Source organism: Streptomyces sp. bgisy027 (assembly GCF_057710365.1).
In genome coordinates, this window is sequence record NZ_JBYIVZ010000026.1 from 1 (window position 1) to 20664 (window position 20664).

At 72.4% G+C, this 20664-nt stretch carries 21 protein-coding genes; 9 read left to right on the forward strand and 12 right to left on the reverse strand.

Annotated elements, in window-relative coordinates; all coding sequences use genetic code 11:
- Positions 1-136: 136 nt before the first annotated feature.
- Positions 137-1129, forward strand: coding sequence for a small ribosomal subunit Rsm22 family protein (locus AC3ETA_RS25665; RefSeq protein ID WP_432195254.1), 993 nt, complete (start codon positions 137-139; stop codon positions 1127-1129).
- A gap of 18 nt (positions 1130-1147) precedes the next feature.
- Here AC3ETA_RS25665 and AC3ETA_RS25670 read toward each other — a convergent pair whose 3' ends face one another.
- Complete coding sequence (locus AC3ETA_RS25670) at positions 1148-1339, reverse strand: DUF6243 family protein (RefSeq protein ID WP_432195255.1); 192 nt, start codon at positions 1337-1339, stop codon at positions 1148-1150.
- Positions 1340-1445: 106 nt separating this feature from the next.
- Here AC3ETA_RS25670 and AC3ETA_RS25675 point away from each other — a divergent pair, with 106 nt between their 5' ends.
- Positions 1446-2090, forward strand: coding sequence for a TetR/AcrR family transcriptional regulator (locus tag AC3ETA_RS25675; RefSeq protein ID WP_432195256.1), 645 nt, complete (start codon positions 1446-1448; stop codon positions 2088-2090).
- Positions 2091-2255: 165 nt separating this feature from the next.
- Positions 2256-2990, forward strand: a complete 735-nt coding sequence (locus AC3ETA_RS25680) for a bifunctional DNA primase/polymerase (protein ID WP_432195257.1) — start codon at positions 2256-2258, stop codon at positions 2988-2990.
- 13 nt (positions 2991-3003) lie between these two features.
- Here the strand turns inward: AC3ETA_RS25680 and AC3ETA_RS25685 are convergent, their stop codons facing one another.
- The 7 genes from AC3ETA_RS25685 to AC3ETA_RS25715 form a co-directional block, all read right to left on the reverse strand.
- Complete coding sequence (locus AC3ETA_RS25685) at positions 3004-3996, reverse strand: SCO2278 family lipoprotein (RefSeq protein WP_432195258.1); 993 nt, start codon at positions 3994-3996, stop codon at positions 3004-3006.
- Positions 3956-4828: an iron uptake transporter permease EfeU gene (gene efeU, locus AC3ETA_RS25690; RefSeq protein WP_432195259.1), complete on the reverse strand. Its 873-nt coding sequence runs from the start codon at positions 4826-4828 to the stop codon at positions 3956-3958. Before efeU ends, AC3ETA_RS25685 begins: the two co-directional genes overlap by 41 nt.
- Before the next feature lie 3 nt (positions 4829-4831).
- Positions 4832-6094: an iron uptake transporter deferrochelatase/peroxidase subunit gene (efeB, locus tag AC3ETA_RS25695; RefSeq protein ID WP_432195260.1), complete on the reverse strand. Its 1263-nt coding sequence runs from the start codon at positions 6092-6094 to the stop codon at positions 4832-4834.
- Between the two features lie 10 nt (positions 6095-6104).
- Positions 6105-7271, reverse strand: coding sequence for an iron uptake system protein EfeO (efeO, locus tag AC3ETA_RS25700; RefSeq protein ID WP_432195261.1), 1167 nt, complete (start codon positions 7269-7271; stop codon positions 6105-6107).
- A gap of 126 nt (positions 7272-7397) precedes the next feature.
- A complete protein-coding gene (locus AC3ETA_RS25705; protein ID WP_432195262.1) occupies positions 7398-8216 on the reverse strand; it encodes a heme ABC transporter ATP-binding protein in 819 nt (272 codons plus the stop codon).
- A gap of 358 nt (positions 8217-8574) precedes the next feature.
- Complete coding sequence (locus AC3ETA_RS25710) at positions 8575-9663, reverse strand: FecCD family ABC transporter permease (RefSeq protein ID WP_432195263.1); 1089 nt, start codon at positions 9661-9663, stop codon at positions 8575-8577.
- Entirely contained in the window at positions 9660-10667 is a 1008-nt protein-coding gene (locus tag AC3ETA_RS25715) for a heme/hemin ABC transporter substrate-binding protein (protein ID WP_432195264.1), read from the reverse strand. Before AC3ETA_RS25715 ends, AC3ETA_RS25710 begins: the two co-directional genes overlap by 4 nt.
- Positions 10668-10777: 110 nt before the next feature.
- Between AC3ETA_RS25715 and AC3ETA_RS25720 the strand changes: the two genes are divergently transcribed.
- From AC3ETA_RS25720 to AC3ETA_RS25735, 4 genes are all read left to right on the forward strand, one after another.
- On the forward strand, positions 10778-12190 hold the full coding sequence (locus tag AC3ETA_RS25720) for an HtaA domain-containing protein (RefSeq protein WP_432195265.1): 1413 nt from the start codon (positions 10778-10780) through the stop codon (positions 12188-12190).
- An 82-nt stretch (positions 12191-12272) separates the two neighbouring features.
- Entirely contained in the window at positions 12273-13787 is a 1515-nt protein-coding gene (locus AC3ETA_RS25725) for an HtaA domain-containing protein (RefSeq protein ID WP_432195266.1), read from the forward strand.
- Positions 13788-13851: 64 nt separating this feature from the next.
- Positions 13852-14496: a PhzF family phenazine biosynthesis protein gene (locus AC3ETA_RS25730; RefSeq protein ID WP_432195267.1), complete on the forward strand. Its 645-nt coding sequence runs from the start codon at positions 13852-13854 to the stop codon at positions 14494-14496.
- Between the two features lie 40 nt (positions 14497-14536).
- The gene (locus AC3ETA_RS25735; protein WP_432195268.1) at positions 14537-15358 is read left to right on the forward strand and encodes a hypothetical protein; all 822 of its coding nucleotides are present in this window, start codon (positions 14537-14539) and stop codon (positions 15356-15358) included.
- Positions 15359-15370: 12 nt separating this feature from the next.
- Here the strand turns inward: AC3ETA_RS25735 and AC3ETA_RS25740 are convergent, their stop codons facing one another.
- Positions 15371-16018: a biliverdin-producing heme oxygenase gene (locus tag AC3ETA_RS25740; protein ID WP_432195269.1), complete on the reverse strand. Its 648-nt coding sequence runs from the start codon at positions 16016-16018 to the stop codon at positions 15371-15373.
- A gap of 125 nt (positions 16019-16143) precedes the next feature.
- Entirely contained in the window at positions 16144-17001 is an 858-nt protein-coding gene (map, locus tag AC3ETA_RS25745) for a type I methionyl aminopeptidase (RefSeq protein WP_432195270.1), read from the reverse strand.
- 69 nt (positions 17002-17070) lie between these two features.
- Here map and AC3ETA_RS25750 point away from each other — a divergent pair, with 69 nt between their 5' ends.
- On the forward strand, positions 17071-17301 hold the full coding sequence (locus AC3ETA_RS25750) for a hypothetical protein (RefSeq protein ID WP_432195271.1): 231 nt from the start codon (positions 17071-17073) through the stop codon (positions 17299-17301).
- Between the two features lie 10 nt (positions 17302-17311).
- Here AC3ETA_RS25750 and AC3ETA_RS25755 read toward each other — a convergent pair whose 3' ends face one another.
- Positions 17312-18658 (reverse strand): MFS transporter, encoded by a 1347-nt coding sequence (locus AC3ETA_RS25755; RefSeq protein ID WP_432195272.1) that lies wholly within the window; start codon positions 18656-18658, stop codon positions 17312-17314.
- A 184-nt stretch (positions 18659-18842) separates the two neighbouring features.
- A complete protein-coding gene (locus tag AC3ETA_RS25760) occupies positions 18843-19445 on the reverse strand; it encodes a hypothetical protein (RefSeq protein WP_432195273.1) in 603 nt (200 codons plus the stop codon).
- Between the two features lie 131 nt (positions 19446-19576).
- Between AC3ETA_RS25760 and AC3ETA_RS25765 the strand changes: the two genes are divergently transcribed.
- A complete protein-coding gene (locus tag AC3ETA_RS25765) occupies positions 19577-20650 on the forward strand; it encodes a sialidase family protein (RefSeq protein ID WP_432195274.1) in 1074 nt (357 codons plus the stop codon).
- Positions 20651-20664: the final 14 nt, after the last annotated feature.

A 20664-nucleotide genomic window follows, 5' to 3' on the forward strand; every position in this document is an offset into this window, starting at 1 on the left:
CTGGGTATGTCAGCCCCTCCGGCGTTTGAGGAGCGGGGTCTGGGGCGGAGCCCCAGAGGGACGGGACGGGTAGGGGCGGCGGGGGCGAGAAAAAGCCGGCCGCGACCACCCGCGCCCGCCCTCATAGAATCACCGCGTGAACGCCCCCGTCCCCCCGTCGGCCGAGACCCTGCGCACCGCCCTCGCCGCCCTCCTCGACGACCTCCCGCCCCGCCGGGCCGCCCAGGCCGTCGACCGGCTGATCGCCAGCTACCGGGGCGCCACCCCCACCGACGCCCCCATCCTGCGCGACCGCGCGGACGTGGCGGCCTACGCCGCCTACCGCATGCCCGCCACCTTCGAGGCAGTCCACTCCGCACTGGAGGCGTTCGCCCGGACCGTCCCGGACTGGACCCCCGCGACCCACACCGACGTGGGCGGCGGAACCGGCGCGGCGACCTGGGCCGTCTCCGCCACCTGGCCCGGCGAGCGCAGCGTCACCGTGCTGGACTGGGCCGAGCCCGCCCTGGCCATCGGCCGGGAGATCGCGGCGGCCGACCCCACGCTGGACAAGGCCCGCTGGCAGCGCGCCCGCATCGACTCGACGCTCACCCTGGACCCCACGGACCTGGTCACCGTCTCCTACGTCCTCAACGAACTCACCGCCCCGGACCGCGCCGCCCTCCTCGGCACCGTCGCGTCCGCGGCCCGGACCGTGGTGATCGTCGAACCGGGCACCCCGGACGGCTACACCCGCGTCATCGAGGCCCGCGACCGCCTCATCGCCGCCGGCTTCCGCATCGCCGCCCCCTGCCCGCACAGCGCCGCCTGCCCCATCGTCCCCGGCACCGACTGGTGCCACTTCTCGGCGAGGGTCAGCCGCTCCTCCCTGCACCGCCGGATCAAGGGCGGCTCCCTCGCCTACGAGGACGAGAAGTTCAGCTACGTCGCCGCCACCCGCCTGCCCGCCACCCCGGCCCCCGCCCGGGTCGTCCGCAAACCCCAGATCCGCAAGGGCCAGGTCCTGCTCGACCTCTGCGAGACCGACCCGTCCCTGCACCGCACGACGGTCACCAAGCGGCACGGCGACCTCTACAAGGCGGCTCGCGACACGGAGTGGGGCGACACCTGGCCGCCGGAGGCGCCGTAACACCCCCGGCGGTACCGGCTAGGACGTCTCCTCGCCCTGCGTCTCCGCTTCCGCCCGCCTCTCCTGGAGCTTGCGCAGCAGCTCCCGTTTCTGGGCCTGAGGGTCGAGGCCGCCGCCGATCCTGCCGTTCCGTCCGCCGCCGCGCAGGGCCTTGCGGCCGAGGTTCCGGCGTGTGCCGCCGACTCCGAGCATGTTTCCGCCTCGGGACATGTGAGGCTCCTTTCGGTACCAGAACGTAAACGAGACGTATCGTCTCACTGAGCCCTCCCAGGGTCCGGCGAGACGCTCCGTCTTGTCAACCTGATAAATTCGGGCCATGGCAGCTCAGAAGTCCGCTCCGAAGTCCGAGGCGCCCGCGCCCAGCTCCGCCCGCCGCAGCGAGAAGTCCCGGCGGGCCATCTACGAGGCCGCCCTCGCGCTCGTCGTGGAGGTCGGTTACCCCAGGACCACCATCGAGGGCATCGCCGCCCGGGCCGGGGTCGGCAAGCAGACGATCTACCGGTGGTGGTCGTCGAAGGCCGAGGTGCTGATGGAGGCGTTCCTCGATCTGGGTGAGCAGTCCACGCAGGCCATGGGGCACGAGCCGTACGCCATCCCGGACACCGGCGACCTCGCCGCCGACCTGAAGGCCGTCCTGCGGGCCACCGTGGACGAGCTGAAGGACCCCCGCTTCGAGGCGCCGTCCCGCGCCCTAGCCGCCGAGGGCGTGGTCGACGAGCAGCTCGGGCGGGAGTTCGTGACCAAGCTCCTCGAACCCTCGCTCCAGCTGTACGTCGAGCGGCTGCGCACCGCGCAGGAGGCCGGTGACGTGCGCCCGGACGTCGACCCGCGCATCGCGCTCGAACTCTTCGTGTCGCCGCTCGCCCAGCGCTGGCTGCAGTACACGGGCCCGATCTCGTACGAGTACACGGACACCCTCGTCGACTACGCGCTGCACGGCCTCGCGCCGCGCACCCGGTAAGTCGGGCAAGTCCGTAAATCCTGCCAAAGTGGCGCATAACCCCTGATCGCGGGGCTGCACACACCTCGCCCCACCTGGCCCGGTTGTCCGCTACGGCCCCCCGAGGCGCACGATGGTGGGACCATAGGGCATGCTGTTCCGCACGACAGCGAGGCGAGGGGATAGATGAGCGCGGAGTTGGGCGGCCGGACCGGACTGCAGGGCAAACTCACCCAGTGGCTGCGCGGACGCCGCCCCAAGGACACCGCCGACGACGGCGGCCGGGAGGCCCTGCTGCTCGCCACCGCTGCGGCGGGACTGCCGCTGGCCCCCGCGGCGCACCCGGCCGGCTTCCGCTGCTCCTGCGATCGGGTCGGCTGTCCCACCCCGGCCCGGCACCCGGTGTCCTTCGCCTGGCAGACGCAGTCCACCACCGATCGAGGACAGATCGAGCGCTGGGCCCGGCACCAGCCGCAGGCCAACTTCATCACCGCCACCGGCATGGTCCACGACGTGCTCGACGTCCCGGTCGAGGCCGGGCGCGAGGCGCTGGAGCGGCTGCTCGACGCCGGCATCGAGGTGGGACCCGTCGCCGAGAGCGACGACGGCCGCCTGCTGTTCTTCACCGCCACCCGCGGCACCCCCGAGGACGAGGACGAGTGGTGGCCCTGTGAGCTGGACTGCCACCCCGAGACCATGGACGAGCACCCGGGGCTGCGCTGGCACTGCCGCGGCTCCTACGTCCTCGTACCGCCCGCCAGGCTGCCCGGCGAGGATCGGACCGTGCACTGGGTACGAGGTCCCGAGCACCCGCTGCCCGACCCGCTGAGCCTGCTGGAAGTCCTCACCGACGCCTGCGCCCGCTACGCCGGCGAGGAGCCCGACCACGCATCCGCGGCCTGGCCCCTGCGCCGCCACTGAGCGGGCGCGGGGATCACTCGCCCTTCGCGGACGTCAGCCCCTGGATCCGGCCGAGCACGTTCACCGTCCCGGAGCCCTTCGGATCCAGCGCCACCTGGTTGGAGACGAACTCCATCGTGAGCGACTGCTTGATCTCGCCCTCCGTCAGCGCCTCCACCGCCTTGCCCGGCGAGGGGACCGAGGTGCCCGCGTACGCCGTCCGCTTCTCGTAGTAGCGGGTGGTGAAGAACACCAGCGCCCCGCCGTCCGCGGTGCGCAGCGCCAGCGGGGCGTAGTCCCCGTCGGTGAGCGGCTCGTCGATGAACTGGCTGACCAGGCCGGGCCGTTTGGCGTCCTTCTCCCGGTCCGCGCGCCAGGTGCTGGTGTGCGGGCCCTGCGCGAACTTGTCGCCGCCGTCCTTGAGATAGCCCGCGTAGTCCTTGCTCAAGTCCCCGGGCGGCACGGCCAGTTCGGTCGAGTTCGCGGGCACCGCCTCGGCCCAGCCGTCCTTGTCCGTCTGGAACTTCGGCATGCGGCCGGGGGCCGTCAGCGTCAGATACGCCGCCTCCCACGGATCGTCCAGGCCGCCGCGGGTGAACACGAAGACCCAGCGCGCCTTGCCGCCCTTGTTCGCGGCCGTGTCGGCGACGAACCAGCGCGGCCAGCCCGCCTTCTTCGGGATCGTGATCCTGGCGTCCGACAGCACCAGCGGGGTGTGCGAGGCGTTGCCCTCGGGGCTCAGCGCCTTGCCCGCCTTCAGCCGGGCCCCGTCGATGTCGCTCAGCGCGCCGGTGACGTGGTCGGCGTACAGGGAGTTGTCGTACGCCTTGTCCGCCTTGTTGTACGCGGAGATGAACTCCTTGAGGGCCTCTTCGGCCTCCGCCTTGGTGGCCGAGGGGAGGATCTCCCGCTCCCCGTGGACCACCACGCATCCGCTCGCCGTCAACGACAAAGCGGTCGCGCCGGCCGCTATCAGTGCCCTCCGGTCAAGCCTGCGGAGCCTTAGAGGGCCGCGTTCCCTGCTCATCAGGTTCCTTCACCTTCCCCTTCCCGGAGGCGAACCCTACCGGGGCGAGGAACAGCGCGAGCGTCGGGACCAGGTACAGCAGCCACACCGTGACCTGGAGGACGGTCGGGTCCGGCTGGAAGTTGAACACGCCCTTCAGCAGGGTGCCGTACCAGCTCGACGGGTCGATGGTGTCACTGATGTCGAAGGCCTTGTTGCTCAGGCCCGGCAGCCAGCGCGCCTCCTGGAGGTCGTGGAAGCCGTACGCCAGCACACCCGCCGCCACGACGACCAGCAAGCCGCCGGTCCAGGTGAAGAACTTGGCGAGGTTGATGCGCAGGGCGCCCCGGTAGAACAGCCAGCCCAGGACGACCGCGGTGGCGATGCCGAGGGCCGCGCCGATCAGCGGGCGCGGGGTGCCGTCACCGGCCGCGCGCACCGACGTCCACACGAACAGGGCCGTCTCCAGGCCCTCCCGGCCCACCGCGAGGAACGCGGTCGCCACCAGCGCGCCGGTGCCCATCAGGAGGGCGGCGTCCAGCTTGCCGTGCAGCTCGGCCTTCAGGTGCCGGGCGGTGCGCCGCATCCAGAACACCATCCACGTCACCAGGCCCACCGCGATGAGCGACAGGGACCCGCCGAGGGCCTCCTGCGCCTCGAACGTCAGCTCCTGGGAACCGAATTCGAGCGCGCAGCCGAAGCCGAGCGCGAGGGCGACCGCGACACCGATGCCGGTCCAGACGGGCTTCAGCGCGTCCCGGCGGTCCGTCTTCACCAGATAGGCGATGAGGATGCAGACGACGAGGCTGGCCTCCAGGCCCTCGCGCAGTCCGATCAGGTAGTTGGCGAACACGGGCTACGCCTCCTTGCCGAACAGCGTGCTGCCCCACCAGTCGTCCTTGCCGCGGACGCCGGGCGGGACGGCGAACAGCGCCGAACCCACGTGCTGGATGTACTCGTTGAGCGAGTCGATGGCCAGGTTGCGCTGGATCCGGATGAACCCGGTGCGCGGGTCGCGCTGGTAGGCGAGGAAGAACAGGCCCGCGTCCAGGCGGCCGAGGCCGTCGGTGCCGTCGGTGAAGGAGTAGCCGCGGCGCAGGATCGTCGCCCCCTCGTTGGAGTCGGGGTGCGCGAGCCGGACGTGCGCGTCGGGCAGCATCGCCTTCAGGAACGGCTTGTCACGCTCCTTGGCCTTGCCGACCGGGGCGCCCTCGCCCTTGTCGCGGCCGAAGATGTCCTCCTGCTCCTGCAGCGAGGTGCGGTCCCAGGTCTCGATGTGCATCCGGATGCGCCGGGCGACGAGATAGGAGCCGCCCGCCATCCACTCGGGCCCGTCCTTCTCGCCGACCCACACGAACTTCTTCAGCCGGTCGGTCTCGGTCCCCGCGATGTTGCGGGTGCCGTCCTTGAAACCCATGAGGTTGCGCGGGGTCTGCTCCTCGGGGGTGGTGGAGGAGGTCTTCCCGAAGCCCAGCTGGGACCACTTGATGACGACCTTGCCGAAGCCGATGCGCGCCAGGTTGCGGATCGCGTGCACGGCGACCTGCGGGTCGTCCGCGCAGGCCTGCACGCACAGGTCGCCGCCGCTGCGGTTCCTGTCGAGGTTGTCGCCGGAGAAGTGCGGCAGCTCCACGAGGGCCTCGGGGCGCTGAGCGGCGAGGTCGAACTTCTCGAACAGCGACGGACCGAACCCGATGGTGAGCGTCAGCCGCGACGGCTTCAGGCCCAGTGCCTCACCGGTGTCGTCCGGCGGTGCCTCCGCGAGACCGCCGTACGCGCCCTCGCCGACGGCCTGTCCGGCGGTCATCCGGCGCGCGGCCGCCGTCCAGTCCTTCAGCATCTGCACGAACTGGGCGCGGTCCTCGGTCTTCACGTCGAACGCGGCGAAGTGCAGGCGGTCCTGCACCGGGGTGGCGATGCCCGCCTGCCGCTCGCCGTGGAAGGGGATCGCGGCGCCCGTCCCGGCGGCGGCCGGAGCCACGTCGTCGCCGGTGCGGGTCATCGCCACGGCACCGCCGGCCGCGACGGCGCCGAGCGCGAGCCCGGCACCGCCCCAGCCGATCAGCGAACGCCGGGAGGGAGCGGGAGTGCCCGTGGTCTCTTCGGTCTGTTCCGTCATGACCGTGCCCCTACTTCGCGACTACGGCGGCGGCGAGCTGGGACAGCGGCTCCGCGAGTGCGTTGACGCCGTCCGACAGCTCCTTGCGGTCGTCCTTGCCGACCTTGTCGTACGAGATGAAGTCGTACTGCGCTGCGTTCGAACCGTCCGCACGGAACTTGTCCAGCAGCGTGTTCAGCGCGCCGAACTGCTTGTCGAGCTCGGTGACCAGCGTCGGGTCGTTCTCCTTGGCGACCGGCTTCAGCAGCTCGTACGCCTTCTGCGCGCCCTCGACGTTGGCCTTGAAGTCGACCAGGTCGGTGTGCGAGTAGCGCTCCTCCTCGCCGGTGACCTTGCCGGTGGCGACCTCGTCCAGCAGCTCCTTGGCGCCGTTGGCCATCGAGGTCGGGGTGATCTCGGCCTTGCCGACCCGGTTCTGCCAGTCCTTCAGGTCGGTGATGAGCTGGTCGGCGAGCTCCTTCTCACGGTCGCCGATCTTCTTGTCCTGCCACAGGGACTTCTCCAGCCGGTGCCAGCCGGTCCAGTCCGTGGCCGGGTCCTGGCCGTCCTCCAGGCCGTCCTCGCGCACGTCGACCTTCGGGTCGATGTCGCCGAAGGACTCGGCGACCGGCTCGGTGCGCTCCCAGCCGATGCGGGAGGTGGCGTAGGCCTTCTTCGCGGCTTCCAGGTCGCCGTCCTTGACCGCCTTCGCGAACGCCTCGGCGAGCGGCAGGGTCTCGTCGGCCTGCTCCTGGGCGTACTTGCGGTAGGCGGCCACGGCCTCGTCCAGGCGCGGGTCCCGCTGGGCGGCGGTGTCCTTGCCGGTGGCCTTGACGGTCTGCCGGATGCCGTCGCCCTTCATGCCCGGCTTGCAGGCGATCGTGTACTCGCCCGCCTTCACCTCGGCGGTGACGCGCTGCTTGGTGCCGGGGCCGATGTTCTCGCGCTCGGTGACGATGCGGTCGTCCGGGAAGAGGATGTAGACCTCGGTGACCTTGGAGCCCTTGTTCTCGATGGCGAGCTCGACGTGCCCGGCCGGGAACTCCTTCTTCGAGACCTCGCACTTGTCGTCCGTCGAGGTCACGTTGACCACCCGGTCGCCGCCCTCGGTGCTCCCCTTCTCGGTGCACCCCGTGACGGCGGTCAGAGCCGCCACGGCGGCTATGGCGGTGGTGACGGGGAGTCTGGCGGTGCGCATGAAGGCTCCATGAGGTGGCCGGAAAGAGTGCGTGACGGGCCTCACATACCAAGGTGAGGCTCGCCTAACGGAGATAAGGATTACCTAAGTGGCCAAAATCGACCCCATGGAAAAGTCAAAGGATGGTCAAAGGTTCCGTCGCGGGGTCACCAGCGGCTCTCCTGTCCGAGGATGCGAAAGGACGTCGACCGGCTGGTCGTAGACCTCCGACAGCAGCCGCTCGGAGAACACCTCGGCGGGCGGTCCGTCGGCCGCGACCCGCCCGGCGCGCAGGATCGCGACACGGTGCGCGTACGCGGCCGCGAGCCCCAGGTCGTGGAGTACGACCACCACCGCGTCCCCGGCCCGCGCCCGCTCCCGGCACACCCGCAGCACCGACTCCTGGTGCTTCAGGTCCAGGGCGGCGGTCGGCTCGTCGAGCAGCAGCAGCGGGGTTCGCTGCGCGAGCACCCGGGCGAGCGCCACGCGGGCCCGCTCGCCGCCGCTGAGCGCGGAGAACGGCCGTGGCGCGAAGCCGCTCACCTCGGTGGCCGCCATCGCCTCGGCGACGGCGAGGTCGTCCTCGGCGGGGGAGCCGGCGTGGGGTGCGCGGCCCATCCGCACGACGTCCTCCACCGTGAAGGGGAACGAGAGCGTCGCCGACTGCGGCAGCACCGCCCGACGCAGGGCGAGTTCGGGCGCGGTCCACTCGGCCGCCGGCCGCCCGTGAATCCGTACGACCCCGCCGGCGGCCGGCAGATCCGCGGCGAGCGCACCCAGCAGCGTCGACTTCCCGGCCCCGTTGGGCCCGACGAGCGCGAGCACCTCACCGGCGAGGGCGGCGACGGACACCCCGCACAGCACCTCACGGGATCCGAGCCGGACATGAAGATCCACCGCCTCGGCGAGGGCGTCGCCGGGTTCGGCGGGGGAGGGGTACGAGGGCCGAGGCCGGAGCAGTCTCATGCACGGGCTCCCTGAAGGGTCGGTCGGGGGCGGTTCGGCACCGCCGAAGAGGTCGTCGGGGCTGAGCGCCGTTGCGGCGGAAGGGCGGGGTGGTGCGGGTGAGGGGCGGAAGGGCCGGTTCGGTGGTGGGAGAGGCGGGCCGGAGTCCGTGACGGACGGATCGCTGCCGGCGCCGGGTCGGACAACGCCCGCAAGGGGCACGGGGAACTGCGCGACCAGCGCCCACCGGCCCGCACCCGGCCCGCGACCCGCAGGCCCGCACCCGCCCGCACCCGGCCCGCGACCCGCAGGCCCGCACCCGCCCGCACCCGGCCCGCGACCCGCAGGCCCACACCCGCCCGCACCCGGCCCGCGACCCCTACGCCCACCCCCCTTGCCGCCGCCGGGTCCTCCGCAGCAGCCAGAAGAAGAACGGGCTGCCCAGCAGAGCCGTGAGCACACCGAGCGGCAGCTCCGCCGGCGCCGCCACCGTCCGCGCGGCGAGATCCGCCGCGAGCAGCACCACCGCCCCGCCCAGCGCACTGCCCGGAATCAGGAACCGATGCCCCGGCCCCGCGGCCATCCGGAGCAGGTGCGGCACGACGAGCCCGATGAACCCGATGACCCCGGAGACACTGACCGCCGCGGCCGTCAGCAGGGCGACCACCAGGATCAACGCGACCCGCATCCGCTCCACGTCCACCCCCAGATGCCGCGCGGGCCGGTCGCCGAGCGCGAGCAGGTCCAGCCGGCGTGCGTACAGCGGCGCCACCACCAGCCCGACGACCGCGCACGGCAGGACCGCCGTCACCTTCGGCCACGTGGACTGGGCGAGGGAGCCGAGCTGCCAGAACGTGATCTGGTTCACCGCCGCGGTGTCCGCGAGGAAGATGAACAGGCCGATCAGCGCCCCCGCGAACGCGTTGACCGCGATCCCCATGAGGATCAGGGTCACGACCTCCGTACGCCCGCCCGACCGGGACATCGCGTACACCAGCAGCACGGTGCCGAGCCCGGCGACGAAGGCCATCGCGGGCAGCGTCCAGTTGCCGAGGAAGGTCAGCCCGAGCGAGATCGCGGCGACCGCCCCGACCGCCGCGCCCAGGGAGACACCGATCGTGGCCGGCTCGGCCAGCGGATTGCCGAACACGCCCTGCATCAACGCCCCGGCACACCCCAGCGACGCCCCGATGAGCAGCGCGAGCACGATCCGCGGGAAGCGCACGTTCCACAGCACCGACTCGGCGACCCGGTCCAACTCGCCCCCGCCGAGCCCCGCTCTGTGCTGGATGGACGCGAGGACGTCCCCGACCGGGATCGGGTAGGCGCCGATCCCGGCGGCGACCGGCACGAGGACGAGCAGCCCGAGGCTCAGCCCCACGGTCAGCAGCCAGACCGTGGTGTGCCGGCGGCGCGACGGCGTCCCCGTCACGGCCTCGGACGGCGCGCCCTTCTCCAGTACGGTCATGCCGCGTCCCCCTCGTACAACTGGGCCACGACCGACTTCAGCACCTGGTCGGTGCGCGGCCCGTAGCTCAGCAGCGCACCGTCCTCGATCGAGACGATCCGGCGGTCCGCGCCGGCCGGCGTCTCGGCGACGCCCGGGATCTGCACCAGTCCGTCGACGCCGCCGACCGACTGAAGTCCCTTGCTCATCACGAGGATCGCGTCCGGCGCCGCCTTCGCCAGGGCCTCGCTGGTGATGGTGGTGAAGTCCTTCGCGAGGCCCGAGTCGGCCCCGGCGTCGACCCCTCCGGCCGCCTCGATGAGGGAGGTGGCGCCGGATCCCCTGCCGCCGATGAGATAGACGGAGGCGGAGCCGCGCAGATAGAGGAAGGCGACCCGCGGCTTGTCCTTCTCGCGCGGAACGTCCTTGCGTACGGCGGCGATCCGTCGTTCTGTCCGCTCGGTGAGCGCCTTGCCCGCCGCCGGCACTCCGAGCGCGGCGGCGACGGCCTCGATGCGCGGGTCCACGTCGTCGAGTCCCCGCGCCGGGGCGACGACCAGGACCGGGACGCCCGCGGCGCGGATCTGGTCCATGGCCTCGGCGGGTCCTGTCGTGGTCTCGGCGAGCACCAGGTCCGGCCTGAGCGACAGCACGCTCTCGGCCGAGACGTCATGGCCCCGGGTGACGACGGGCAGCTTCGCCGCCTGCGTGAAGGTGGCGGTGATGTCGCGGGCGACGACGTGGTCGCCGAGCCCGAGCGTGAAGACGAGTTCGCCGAGGCCGCCGGAGAGCGGGACCACGCGGTCCGCCTTCCCGACGGTCACCTTCCCGCCGTCGGCGGAGCGGACGGTGACCGGGAGGTCGGGGTCCGGTTTCCCGGCGAGCGGCTCGACCCGGTTGGCGCCGGCCTTCGCACCGGTGCTCTCCGCGCCGGTCCCCGCCTGGCTCGCGGCTCCGCAGCCGGCCGTCGTGAGGGCGAGCACCGCCAGCAGCGCGCCCGTAAGTCGTGTGCGCAAACGTCGCACGGTCCCGTCCGTTCCTCTCGGTCCACTGCCGTTCCAGCCGGGCAAAGCTTAGGTTAGCCTTACCTTCGTTCGCTACCGGTCGTCGTGTCCGTCGTCTCGGAGGACCACTCATGTCTGCCCACCCACGAGCCCTGGTCGCCGTTCTCTGCGCGGCCGTCCTGGGCGCCCTGCTCCCGGCGACCGCCGCCCGTGCGGCGAGCGGGGCCGTGCAGGGCGGCCGACTGGACTGGGGCGTCAAATCCTCCTTCCAGAGCTATGTCACCGGCCCCATCGCGAAAGGGAGTTACTCCCTGACCGGCGGCGCGGCGACCGTGGGCGGCGGCGGCTTCCGCTTCCACTCGGCCGCGGGGACGTACGACGGCGACACGGGCGCCTTCCGGGCCTCCTTCTCCGGCGGTGTCCACTTCGTCGGGCACCGCACGGACGCCGGTGCCCATCAGCTCGACCTCACGCTGAGCCGTCCCACCGTCCGCATCTCCGGCTCCACCGGAACCCTGTACGTGGACGTCACCAGCAAGGCGAAGGGCACCGGGACGGTCACGACGTCCACTCAGGTGCCCTTCGCCTCCCTCGCCCTCGGCGGGATCGACATGCGCGGCGGCGGCGACGCGGTCGTCCTCAACAACCTCCCCGCCACGCTCACCTCCCAGGGCGCCCGCTCCTTCGCCGGGTACTACACCGCCGGGACCGCCCTCGACCCGGTGAGCCTGTCGGCGGACGTCGTCGCGGCCAGGACCACCGAGCCGAAGCCCGCGCCCAGCGCCACCAAGTCCCCGGCGAAGAAGGAGACTTCGGGCGGCAAGCTGGTGGACGGTGCCGTCGACTGGGGTGTGCGCCGCACCTTCCGGGAGTACGTCACCGGCGACATCGCCCAGGGTGAGTGGACGCTGTCGTCCGGCGCCGAGGACGGCGGGGCGCTGTTCCGGTTCCCCGACGGGCGGGGGACGTGGAAGGACGGCGGCCTTCGGGCGGCGTTCAAGGGCGCGGTCCGCTTCACCGGGGCGCACGGCCTGGACCTGAGGCTGAGCGGCGTCCGGGTCACCGTCGAGGACGGCAAGGGCACGCTCTACGCCGATGTGAGCGCGGCCGGCTTCACCGGCGACAAGGTGCCGCTGGTCACCTTCACGGCCGAGGACCTGAAGGTGAAGGACGGCCTCGCGAAGGTCACCGAGGCCCCCGCGCAACTCACCGCCGAGGGCACGAAGGCCTTCGGCGGGATGTACCGGGCGGGCACCGGGATGGACCCCGTCTCCCTGGCCGTCGCCACCACCGCCGACGCGGAGCTGCCGGCCCTGCCCGACCTGGGCAGCACCCCCACGCCCAGCGTGTCACCGACGCCGTCCGAGCCGTCCGCCGAACCCGTCGCGAGCACCCCCGACGACGACGGCGTCCCCGCTCCGCCGATCGGCCTCGCGGCCGGGTCCCTGCTGCTGGTCGCGGCCGCCTTCGCGTTCGTCGCCGTACGCAGGCGCCGTACCCGTCCGGCCGCCGCGGCCGCCGCCCCCACGTCCGACACGGACTGATCCCCCCATGCCCCATGCCCCGTCCGCCGGGCCGCGATCGGCCGCGGCGGACCACCCACCCAGTGCAAGGAGAACCCCTGCCATGCCCACCAACGACCGCAGACGCCGTCCCGTCGTCCTGGCCGCCGCCGTCGCCACCGCGGCCACCCTGGGCGCCACCGCGCTCGCCGCCCTCGGCGCCGGCACCGCCTCGGCGGCCGAAGTCCCGCTCAGCGGCTACGAGTTGACCTGGGGCATCAAGCAGTCCTACCGGACCTATGTGACCGGCATGGCGGCCGGCACCTTCACCGCGACGGACGGCGCCTCGCAGGCCGCCGGCAACGGCGCGTTCACCTTCACCGAGGGCTCCGGCACCTACGACTCCACCGCCCACACCGTCGACCTCGGCTTCAAGGGCAGCGTGCGGATCGTCTCCCAGGCGCACGGCTTCGACATCACGCTGTCCGACGTGCGGTTCGACAGCGCGGCGGCCGAGATCACCGCCGATGTCACCAAGTCCGGTACGACCACGCAGGACGTGCCGCTCGCCGACGTCACCGTGACCCGGGCGATGACCGACATGACGACCAGGCTGACCAAGGAGGCCGCGGACACCCTCGGCAGCCCGGGGTACGAGGGGGCGGAGGGGGATCCGTTGACGGTGGTGCAGAAGACCTCGCCGTCCCCGACGCCGACGGCCACGGCAACCCGGTCCCCGACGCCGACCGCGACTGCCACGGCCACGGCCACGGAGTCGGCGACCCCGACCGCCTCCGCGACCGAGTCCGCCTCGCCCACCACGAGCACGGCCCCCTCCGAGCCCGTCGCCGAGGCCCCGGCCCGGGGCGGCATAGCCGACGGCACGCTCGGCTGGGGCGTCAAGCAGTCCTTCCGTTCGTATGTCGTGGGCGGTGTCGCCAAGGGCGAGATCACGACGTCGGGCGGCGCCTCGCAGGCCGCGGACAACGGGGTCTTCACCTTCACCGAGGCGACGGGTGAGTACGACACCGATGCCGGCACCCTCTCCGCGGACTTCAAGGGCGCCGTCACCTTCAAGGGCCACCAGGGCCAGGGCGAGGACGGCGGTCACGGCCTCGACCTCACCCTGACCGCCCTCCGCGTGAGCCTCGACGAGGGCGTCGGCGAACTCACCGCCGACGTCACCAGCCTCGGCGAGAAGACCGAGGACGCGGTCCTGGCCGACCTGAAGGCGGACGAGCCGGACCTGGTCGCGCAGGACGACGTCATCACGGCCGACGGCGTGACGGCCATCCTCACCGACGCCGGCGCGAAGGCCTTCGGCGGTTTCTACCCCGCCGGCACCGAACTCGACCCGGTCGACCTGGCGGTGGCCCTCACGGCCGACGCCGAACTGCCGGACGGCGGCGGCGCGGGCGGCCCGACGGGCGGTGGCTCGGGGAACGGCGGTTCGGGCAGCGGCGGTTCGACCGGTGGCTCCGCCGGTACGACGGGCTCGACGACCGGCGGCGTCACGGGCGGTCTGGCCAGCACCGGGTCGGATGTGCCGGTGGCCGCGCTGGGCACGGCGGCCGCGGTCACGGTGGCGGCCGGCGCGGGCGTGGTGATCGCGATGCGCAGGCGGCGTACCGAGGCGTAGGACACCCACCCCCGTGAACCCGGGGCCGGCGCTGCCGGCCCCGGGCAGGTGCTTGAATTCCCTTGTGACTGACTACGACGTCCTCCGCGTCTTCTGCGGGCCGAGCGGCGGGTACGGCAACGAGCTCGGTGTCGTCCGCGAGGGATCCGTGATGCCGGAACCCGAGGAACGACAGGCGTTCGCGGCGAAACTCGCCTTCAGCGAGACCGTTTTCGTGGACGACCCCGAGCGCGGGGTCATCGACATCTACACGCCCTCCGTGCGGATGCCCTTCGCCGGGCACCCGTGCGTCGGTACGGCCTGGCTGCTCGACGTGCCCGAACTCGTGACGCCCGCCGGAGTGGTCGGCGCCCGGATCGACGGGGAGTTCTGCTGGATCGAGGCCCGGCCGGAGTGGGCGCCGCCGCGCACCCTGCGGCAGTACGGCAGCGCGGGTGAGGTCGACGGGCTCGCCGTGCCGCCGGCGGGGGAGTGGGTCTACGCCTGGGCTTGGGAGGACGAGGCCGCCGGGCGGGTGCGTGCGCGGGGGTTCCCCGGGCGGGGCGACGGCGTCGCGGAGGACGAGGCGACCGGTGCCGCGGCCATCCAGCTCACGCATCGGCTGGGCCGCGCGCTCAACATCACCCAGGGCGCGGGATCGCAGCTTCTGACGGCTCCTCAGCCCGGGGACTGGGTCGAGCTCGGCGGCCGGGTGGTCCTGGAGCGCTGACACCTGGTGCGGGTCGCCGGATGCGGTCACACTGGGCCCGTTGGCGGGCACAGGGGGGCATCCGGTGCGGACCGTGATCGTGGTGCTGGTCGTCGTGGGGTGCGGGCTGCTGTTCTGGCTGCTGCGCTATCCGTGTGTGCCGGGGAGACTGCGCTACGCCTTCTCGTTCGGCGCCGAGGAGCGCGCGGCGCGGCGGGCGCTGTCCGACGCCCGCGGTGAACGGCGGTCCGCCTGCGAGAAGGCGGACCGGAGCGTGGCGGAGGCGGAACGGCGCTGGTCGGACCGGGTCGCGCCGTTCCGGCAACGCGTGCGGGAGTTGGAGGCGGCCCGGGCGGCACTGCCGAAGCCCGGGCAGGGCCGGGCGGTGCGTCCGAAGCGCTGGCTGCCGCCGCTGGAACTCCACGAGCACGTCCTGCTGTTCATGAAGAACGAGGCAGCCGGGGGTGAGGACGCCGCCCGGACATCGGTCGAGGAGGAGCTGCCGCTGGCCGGCCTCGCCGTCGACTTCGGCCACACCCGCGACAACGTCCACATCCGGGTGACCCGCCCCGACGGCACCTCCCGCACCGAGCACTACCCGCGGGACCGCGAGGTCGCCGTGTACGACCTGGTGGAGGACGTCCGCAACCAGGTGCTGCGGCACCAGCAGTTCCTTGCCCGGCAGGAGGCCCGGGAGGCCGAGCTGGTCACGGAGACCAAGCGGGCCGAGGCCGATCTGGCGCAGGCCGGGGAGGCGGGCCGGCCCGAGCTCGACACGGTCAGGGAAGCCGCCCGCACCCGCCGGGCCCGCGCCGACGCACTGCTGCGCGCCGCCCGCGACGGCTGGAAGACGGACGCGGGCGGTCTGCGGCCCTGGCGGTGAGGAAGCCGGCGCTCACGCCGACAGCGGGAACTCCTCGCCCAGCGCCCGGAACACCGCCGTGTTCAGCGCGAACGCCCGCTTGCACTCCGCCACGATCCGCTGCTTCTCCAGGTCGTCCGCGCGCACCTCGTCCAGCAGCTCCCGGTAACTCCGCTTGAACGCGGCCGGGTTGGAGATCTCTTCGAAGACGTAGAACCGGACCCCGTCGCCCTTGCGGGTGAAACCCCAGGTCTTCTCGGCCTTGTCGCGGATGATCTGGCCGCCGGAGAGGTCGCCGAGGTAGCGGGTGTAGTGGTGGGCGATGTAGCCGGCCGGCCAGTCGTCGGCGCATTCGCGCACCCGGTCCGCGTAGGCCCGGGTGGCCGGCAGGGCGGACACCAGCGAGCGCCACTCGGGGCCCCGCAGATGCGCCAGGTCCCGCTCCAGCGACGCCAGCCGGAACAGCTCCGGCCGGATGAACGGACCGGCCACCGGATCCGACGCCAGCCGCCCGGCACCGGCCTCCAGCGCCTCGTACACGAACCACAGCTGCTCGGTGTACCGCGCGTACGCGTCCACGCCCAGCCGGCCGCCGAGCATGTCGCTCATGAACGTCGAGGTCTCCGCCTGCACGTGCTCTTCGTGGGAGGCGGTGCGGATGACTGTCGAGAAGGAGTCCATGCGGGTATTTTCTGAGGTTAGGCTTACCTAAGTCAATAGGTTTGCCGACGTCATGTCGGTAAAAGCGTACCGAGAAAACCCGCCCTCCGCAGAGGACGGGTTCCGGTGGTCTTCGAGGGGGTCGGCTACGGCAGCGTGAGGATCTCCGTGCCGGTCTCCGTCACCACCAGTGTGTGCTCGAACTGCGCGGTGCGCCTGCGGTCCTTCGTGACGACCGTCCAGCCGTCGTCCCACATGTCGTACTCGTGCGTGCCCAGTGTCAGCATCGGCTCGATCGTGAACGTCATCCCGGGCTGGATGACCGTCGTCGCGTGCGGGCTGTCGTAGTGCGGGATGATCAGGCCCGAGTGGAACGACGAGTTGATGCCGTGGCCGGTGAAGTCACGGACCACGCCGTAGCCGAAGCGCTTGGCGTACGACTCGATCACCCGGCCGATGACGTTGATCTGGCGGCCCGGCTTGACGGCCTTGATCGCGCGGGTCAGGGACTCGCGGGTGCGCTCCACCAGCAGCCGGCTCTCCTCGTCCACGTCACCCACCAGGTACGTGGCGTTGTTGTCGCCGTGCACCCCGCCGATGTACGCCGTCACGTCGAGGTTGACGATGTCGCCGTCGCGCAGGACCGTGGAGTCCGGGATGCCGTGGCAGATGACCTCGTTGAGGCTGGTGCACAGCGACTTCGGGAAGCCGCGGTAGCCGAGCGTGGAGGGGTAGGCCCCGTGGTCGCACATGTACTCGTGCGCCACCCTGTCCAGCTCGTCCGTGGTCACGCCGGGCGCGATCAGCTTGGCCGCCTCGGCCATCGCCCGCGCGGCGATACGGCCGGCGACCCGCATCGCCTCGACGGTCTCCGGGGTCTGCACCTCCGGACCCTTGTACGGCGTCGGCGCGGGCTTGCCGACGTACTCGGGCCGGCGGATGTTTCCGGGCACGGAACGGGTGGGAGACAGCTCCCCTGGTACGAGCAGCGACTGGCCAGACATGCCAGCGAGTCTAAGACAGCGCTCATGGGGGACCATGACCATGGCGAGCTCAGTCGAAAGGAGCGGGTCATGGCCCTGTTCAAGAAGCGCACGGTCGGCAAGCCGGGTGAGTGGTACTACTGCCTCGTCCACAAGAAGGTCGAGGAGGGCCCGGAGTGCCCGGCCAAGGACCGCTTCGGGCCGTACACCACCCGGGCCGAGGCCCAGCACGCGATGGATCTGGCGCGCGAGCGCAACCTGGAGTGGGAGAACGACCCGAGGTGGCACGACGCGCCGACGGGCCCCCCGGACGAGAAGTGATCCCGGCCGGTCAGCCTCCAGCCGGAGCAGCAGTCGGCGCAGCAGCGGGCGCCGGCGCGGCTGCCGCCGCCCTGCGCTGCTCCCGCAGCCGGACGGCGTGCTCGTTCGTGCGCGCGTCGTACGTCATCAGCTTCGGCAGGCACAGCGCCAGCAGCCCCACCGCGCCCACGCACAGCAGCCCGCCCGACCAGACGGACGTCCGCACGCCCTTCCAGGCCGCGACGCCGCCCGTGTAGGTCTGGCCCAGCTGCGGTCCCACCGAGTACGACAGCAGTTCGATCCCGGCGAGCCGGCCGCGCAGCTCGTCCGGGATCGTCTGGTTCCACATGACCCCGCGGAAGACGCCGCTGACCATGTCGGCGGCGCCGCCGAGCGCCAGGAACAACAGCACCAGCCATACGCTCCGGGAGACACCGGCGGCCGCCACGGCCACGCCCCACAGCACGGCCGCCAGCACCACGGCCCGCCCGTGCCGGTGCACCCGTGAGGTCCAGCCGCTGGTCAGGCTCACGACCATCGCACCGGCCGGCATCGCGGCGTACATCAGGCCCAGCGACCAGGGGGCGTTCAGCTCGTCGGCGAGGAACGGCAGCACGGCGAGCGGCAGCGCGAAGAGCATCGCCGCGATGTCGACGACGTACGTGCCGAGGAGCTCCTTGCGGCTCCAGGCGTAGCGGGCGCCCTCGGCGATGGCCTTCAGGGACGGTTTCGCGGCCTCGTGGGAGGCGGGGGAGGAGGAGAGGCCGACGGCGAGGGCGACGGAGACGACGAACGTCACCAGGTCCGCGCCGTACGCCCAGCCGAGCCCCGCGTACGCGACGACCACGCCGGCCAGGGCGGGACCCGCGACACCGCCGACCTGCCAGCGCAGCGCGTTGAGGGAGGCGGCCGCCGGAAGGTGGTCGTGGGCGACGATCCGGGGCAACAGGGCGTCCAGGGCCGGACGTTGGACCGACACCAGCGCGGAGGACAGGGCGGCGACGACGTACAGCGGCCAGATCGCCGGGGTCGGCAGCAGCGCGTTGACCAGCAGCGCCGCGCTCAGCACCGCTTGGCCGGCCTCCGTCCACAGGATCAGCTTCCGCTTGTCGAGCGCGTCGGCGAGCGCGCCGCCGTACAGCCCGAACACGATCAGCGGCACCAGCTCCACGGCCCCGATCGCGCCGACCGCCGCGGCGGACCCGGTGAGCTCCTTGATCTGCACGGGCAGCGCGACGAACGTCAGAAAGCTGCCGAAGGTCGTCACCAGCCCCGCCAGCCACAGCCGCCGGAAGTCGGCGGAGGCCCGCCAGGGCGCCAGATCGGGGAGCACGGCGCGCAGGCGGGAGCGTGGCGCCGGGGTGGGGGAGTCGGTCACGAGAGGTCATGCTCGGGTCGGACAGGTGGCGAGGGCAACCGGATTTCGAGTGCGGCCGACGTGCTGGCAACGCCCTTTCAGGGGCGCGGGGCTGTGTCGATGTGCGGCTCCGGCGCGTGGGCGTGACCAGCCCCCACAACAGAAGCCCGCCCGACAACAGAAACCACCCCGACCCTCCGGCGCGTCACCACCGCGCCGGTGGCGGTGCCGTCAAGGATTCCGCCAGTCTCGACAACCGGTCCCGGAACCTCCGCCGCCCCCGCCCGGAGGGCACCGTGTTCTCGCCCGCCGCCGCGCTGACCAGGTGCTGCACGGTGTCCAGGTCCAGCTCCGCGCCCTCGGGCACGACCAGCCTCTCGTGGGCCATGGTCGTCAGCTCCCCCTCGCCGGTGCCGAGCGCCAGCACCGTCGCCCCGGCCCGCCGGGCGTCGTGCACTCTTTCCAGCAGCGGCGCCCCCGGCCGGTCCGGCGACACCACCAGCAGCGTCTCGCCGCGCCGGGCCGCCGCCAGCCGCCCGAGCCCGACCGCCAGATGCGCCGGATCCGAGGCGCGCGCGTCATGCCGTACGAGAGTGGGCGCGAGCTCCGGCGTCCCCGACCACGCGGCCTCGTCGACCAGATGCGCCGTCAGATGCCACGGCTCGTACTCCCGTGTGCCGACCAGCAGCAGCCCGCCCCCGTGCGCCACCGCCGACGCCCGCAGCGACCCCGCGAACCGCCGGGTCGCCCCCAACCACTCCGTTCCGGCGAGTACTTCGCGCAGCAACGCGACACGTACGGCATCCATGCGACCGCATCCTGCCGCAACCGACCAGTCGTGACCCGGAGTTCACCACGAATTCGCCCAACCTGGGCAGACGCATTCGTTATCCCGCACAACCACCTTCCGCGGTGATACAGGCCATCCGAGGAGCCCGCATGACAGAGACCAGCGTCCCCTTCCGGGCCGGCCAAGAGGGCTACGCGAGCTTCCGCATCCCGGCCGTCGTCACCACCTCCACCGGCACCGTTCTCGCCTTCTGCGAGGGCCGGGTCGACTCCGCCGGCGACCACGGGCACATCGACATCGTGCTCAGGCGCTCCACGGACGGCGGCCGCACCTGGGGCCCCCTCGCAGTGGTCGCCGACAACGACTGGCACCTCGCCGGCAACCCCGCCCCCGTCGTCCTGGACACCGGCCGCATCCTGCTCGTCCACATCCGCAACCACGCCACCGCCACCGAGGCCGGCATCCTGCGCGGCGAGGTGAGCGACGCCGACGGCCGCCGGATCTGGGTGCGGCACAGCGACGACGAGGGCGTCACCTGGTCGAGCGCGAAGGAGATCACCACGCAGGTCAAGAGGCCGGGCTGGCGCTGGTACGCCACCACGCCCGGCCACGCGATCCAGCTGAGCACCGGCCGGGTCGTCGTCGCCGCCAACCACACGATCCCGCCCGTCGGCGACGACATCGGCACCGAGCCCAGGTACAACAGCGGCCACTGCCTGCTCAGCGACGACCGCGGCGCCACCTGGAGGATCGGCTACGTCGACGAGAACGCCGACGACTACGTCAACGTCAACGAGACCACCGCCGCCGAACTCCCCGACGGCCGCGTCTACTTCAACACCCGCAACGACTCCGTCTCGCCCGGCAACCGCGCCGACGCCTACTCCGAGGACGGCGGCACGACCCTGACCCAGCCCTTCCGCCCGCAGGCCGGCCTGGTCGCCCCCATCTGCGAGGGCAGCGTGCTCCAGCTCCGCGACCCCGACGTGCTCCTGTTCTCCGGCCCCGCCGACCCCGGCGCCCGCGCCCTGATGACGATCCGCGCCTCCACCGACCACGGCGTCACCTGGCGGTCCGCCCATCCGGTGGACGGGCTGCCGGCCGCGTACTCGGATCTGGTCCGCATCGACGAGGACACGGTCGGACTCCTCTACGAGACCGGCGACTTCGGCCCGTACGAGAGCATCACCTTCCGGCGGGTGCCCGTGAACCGGCTCACCTGACTCGTCGGCACCGG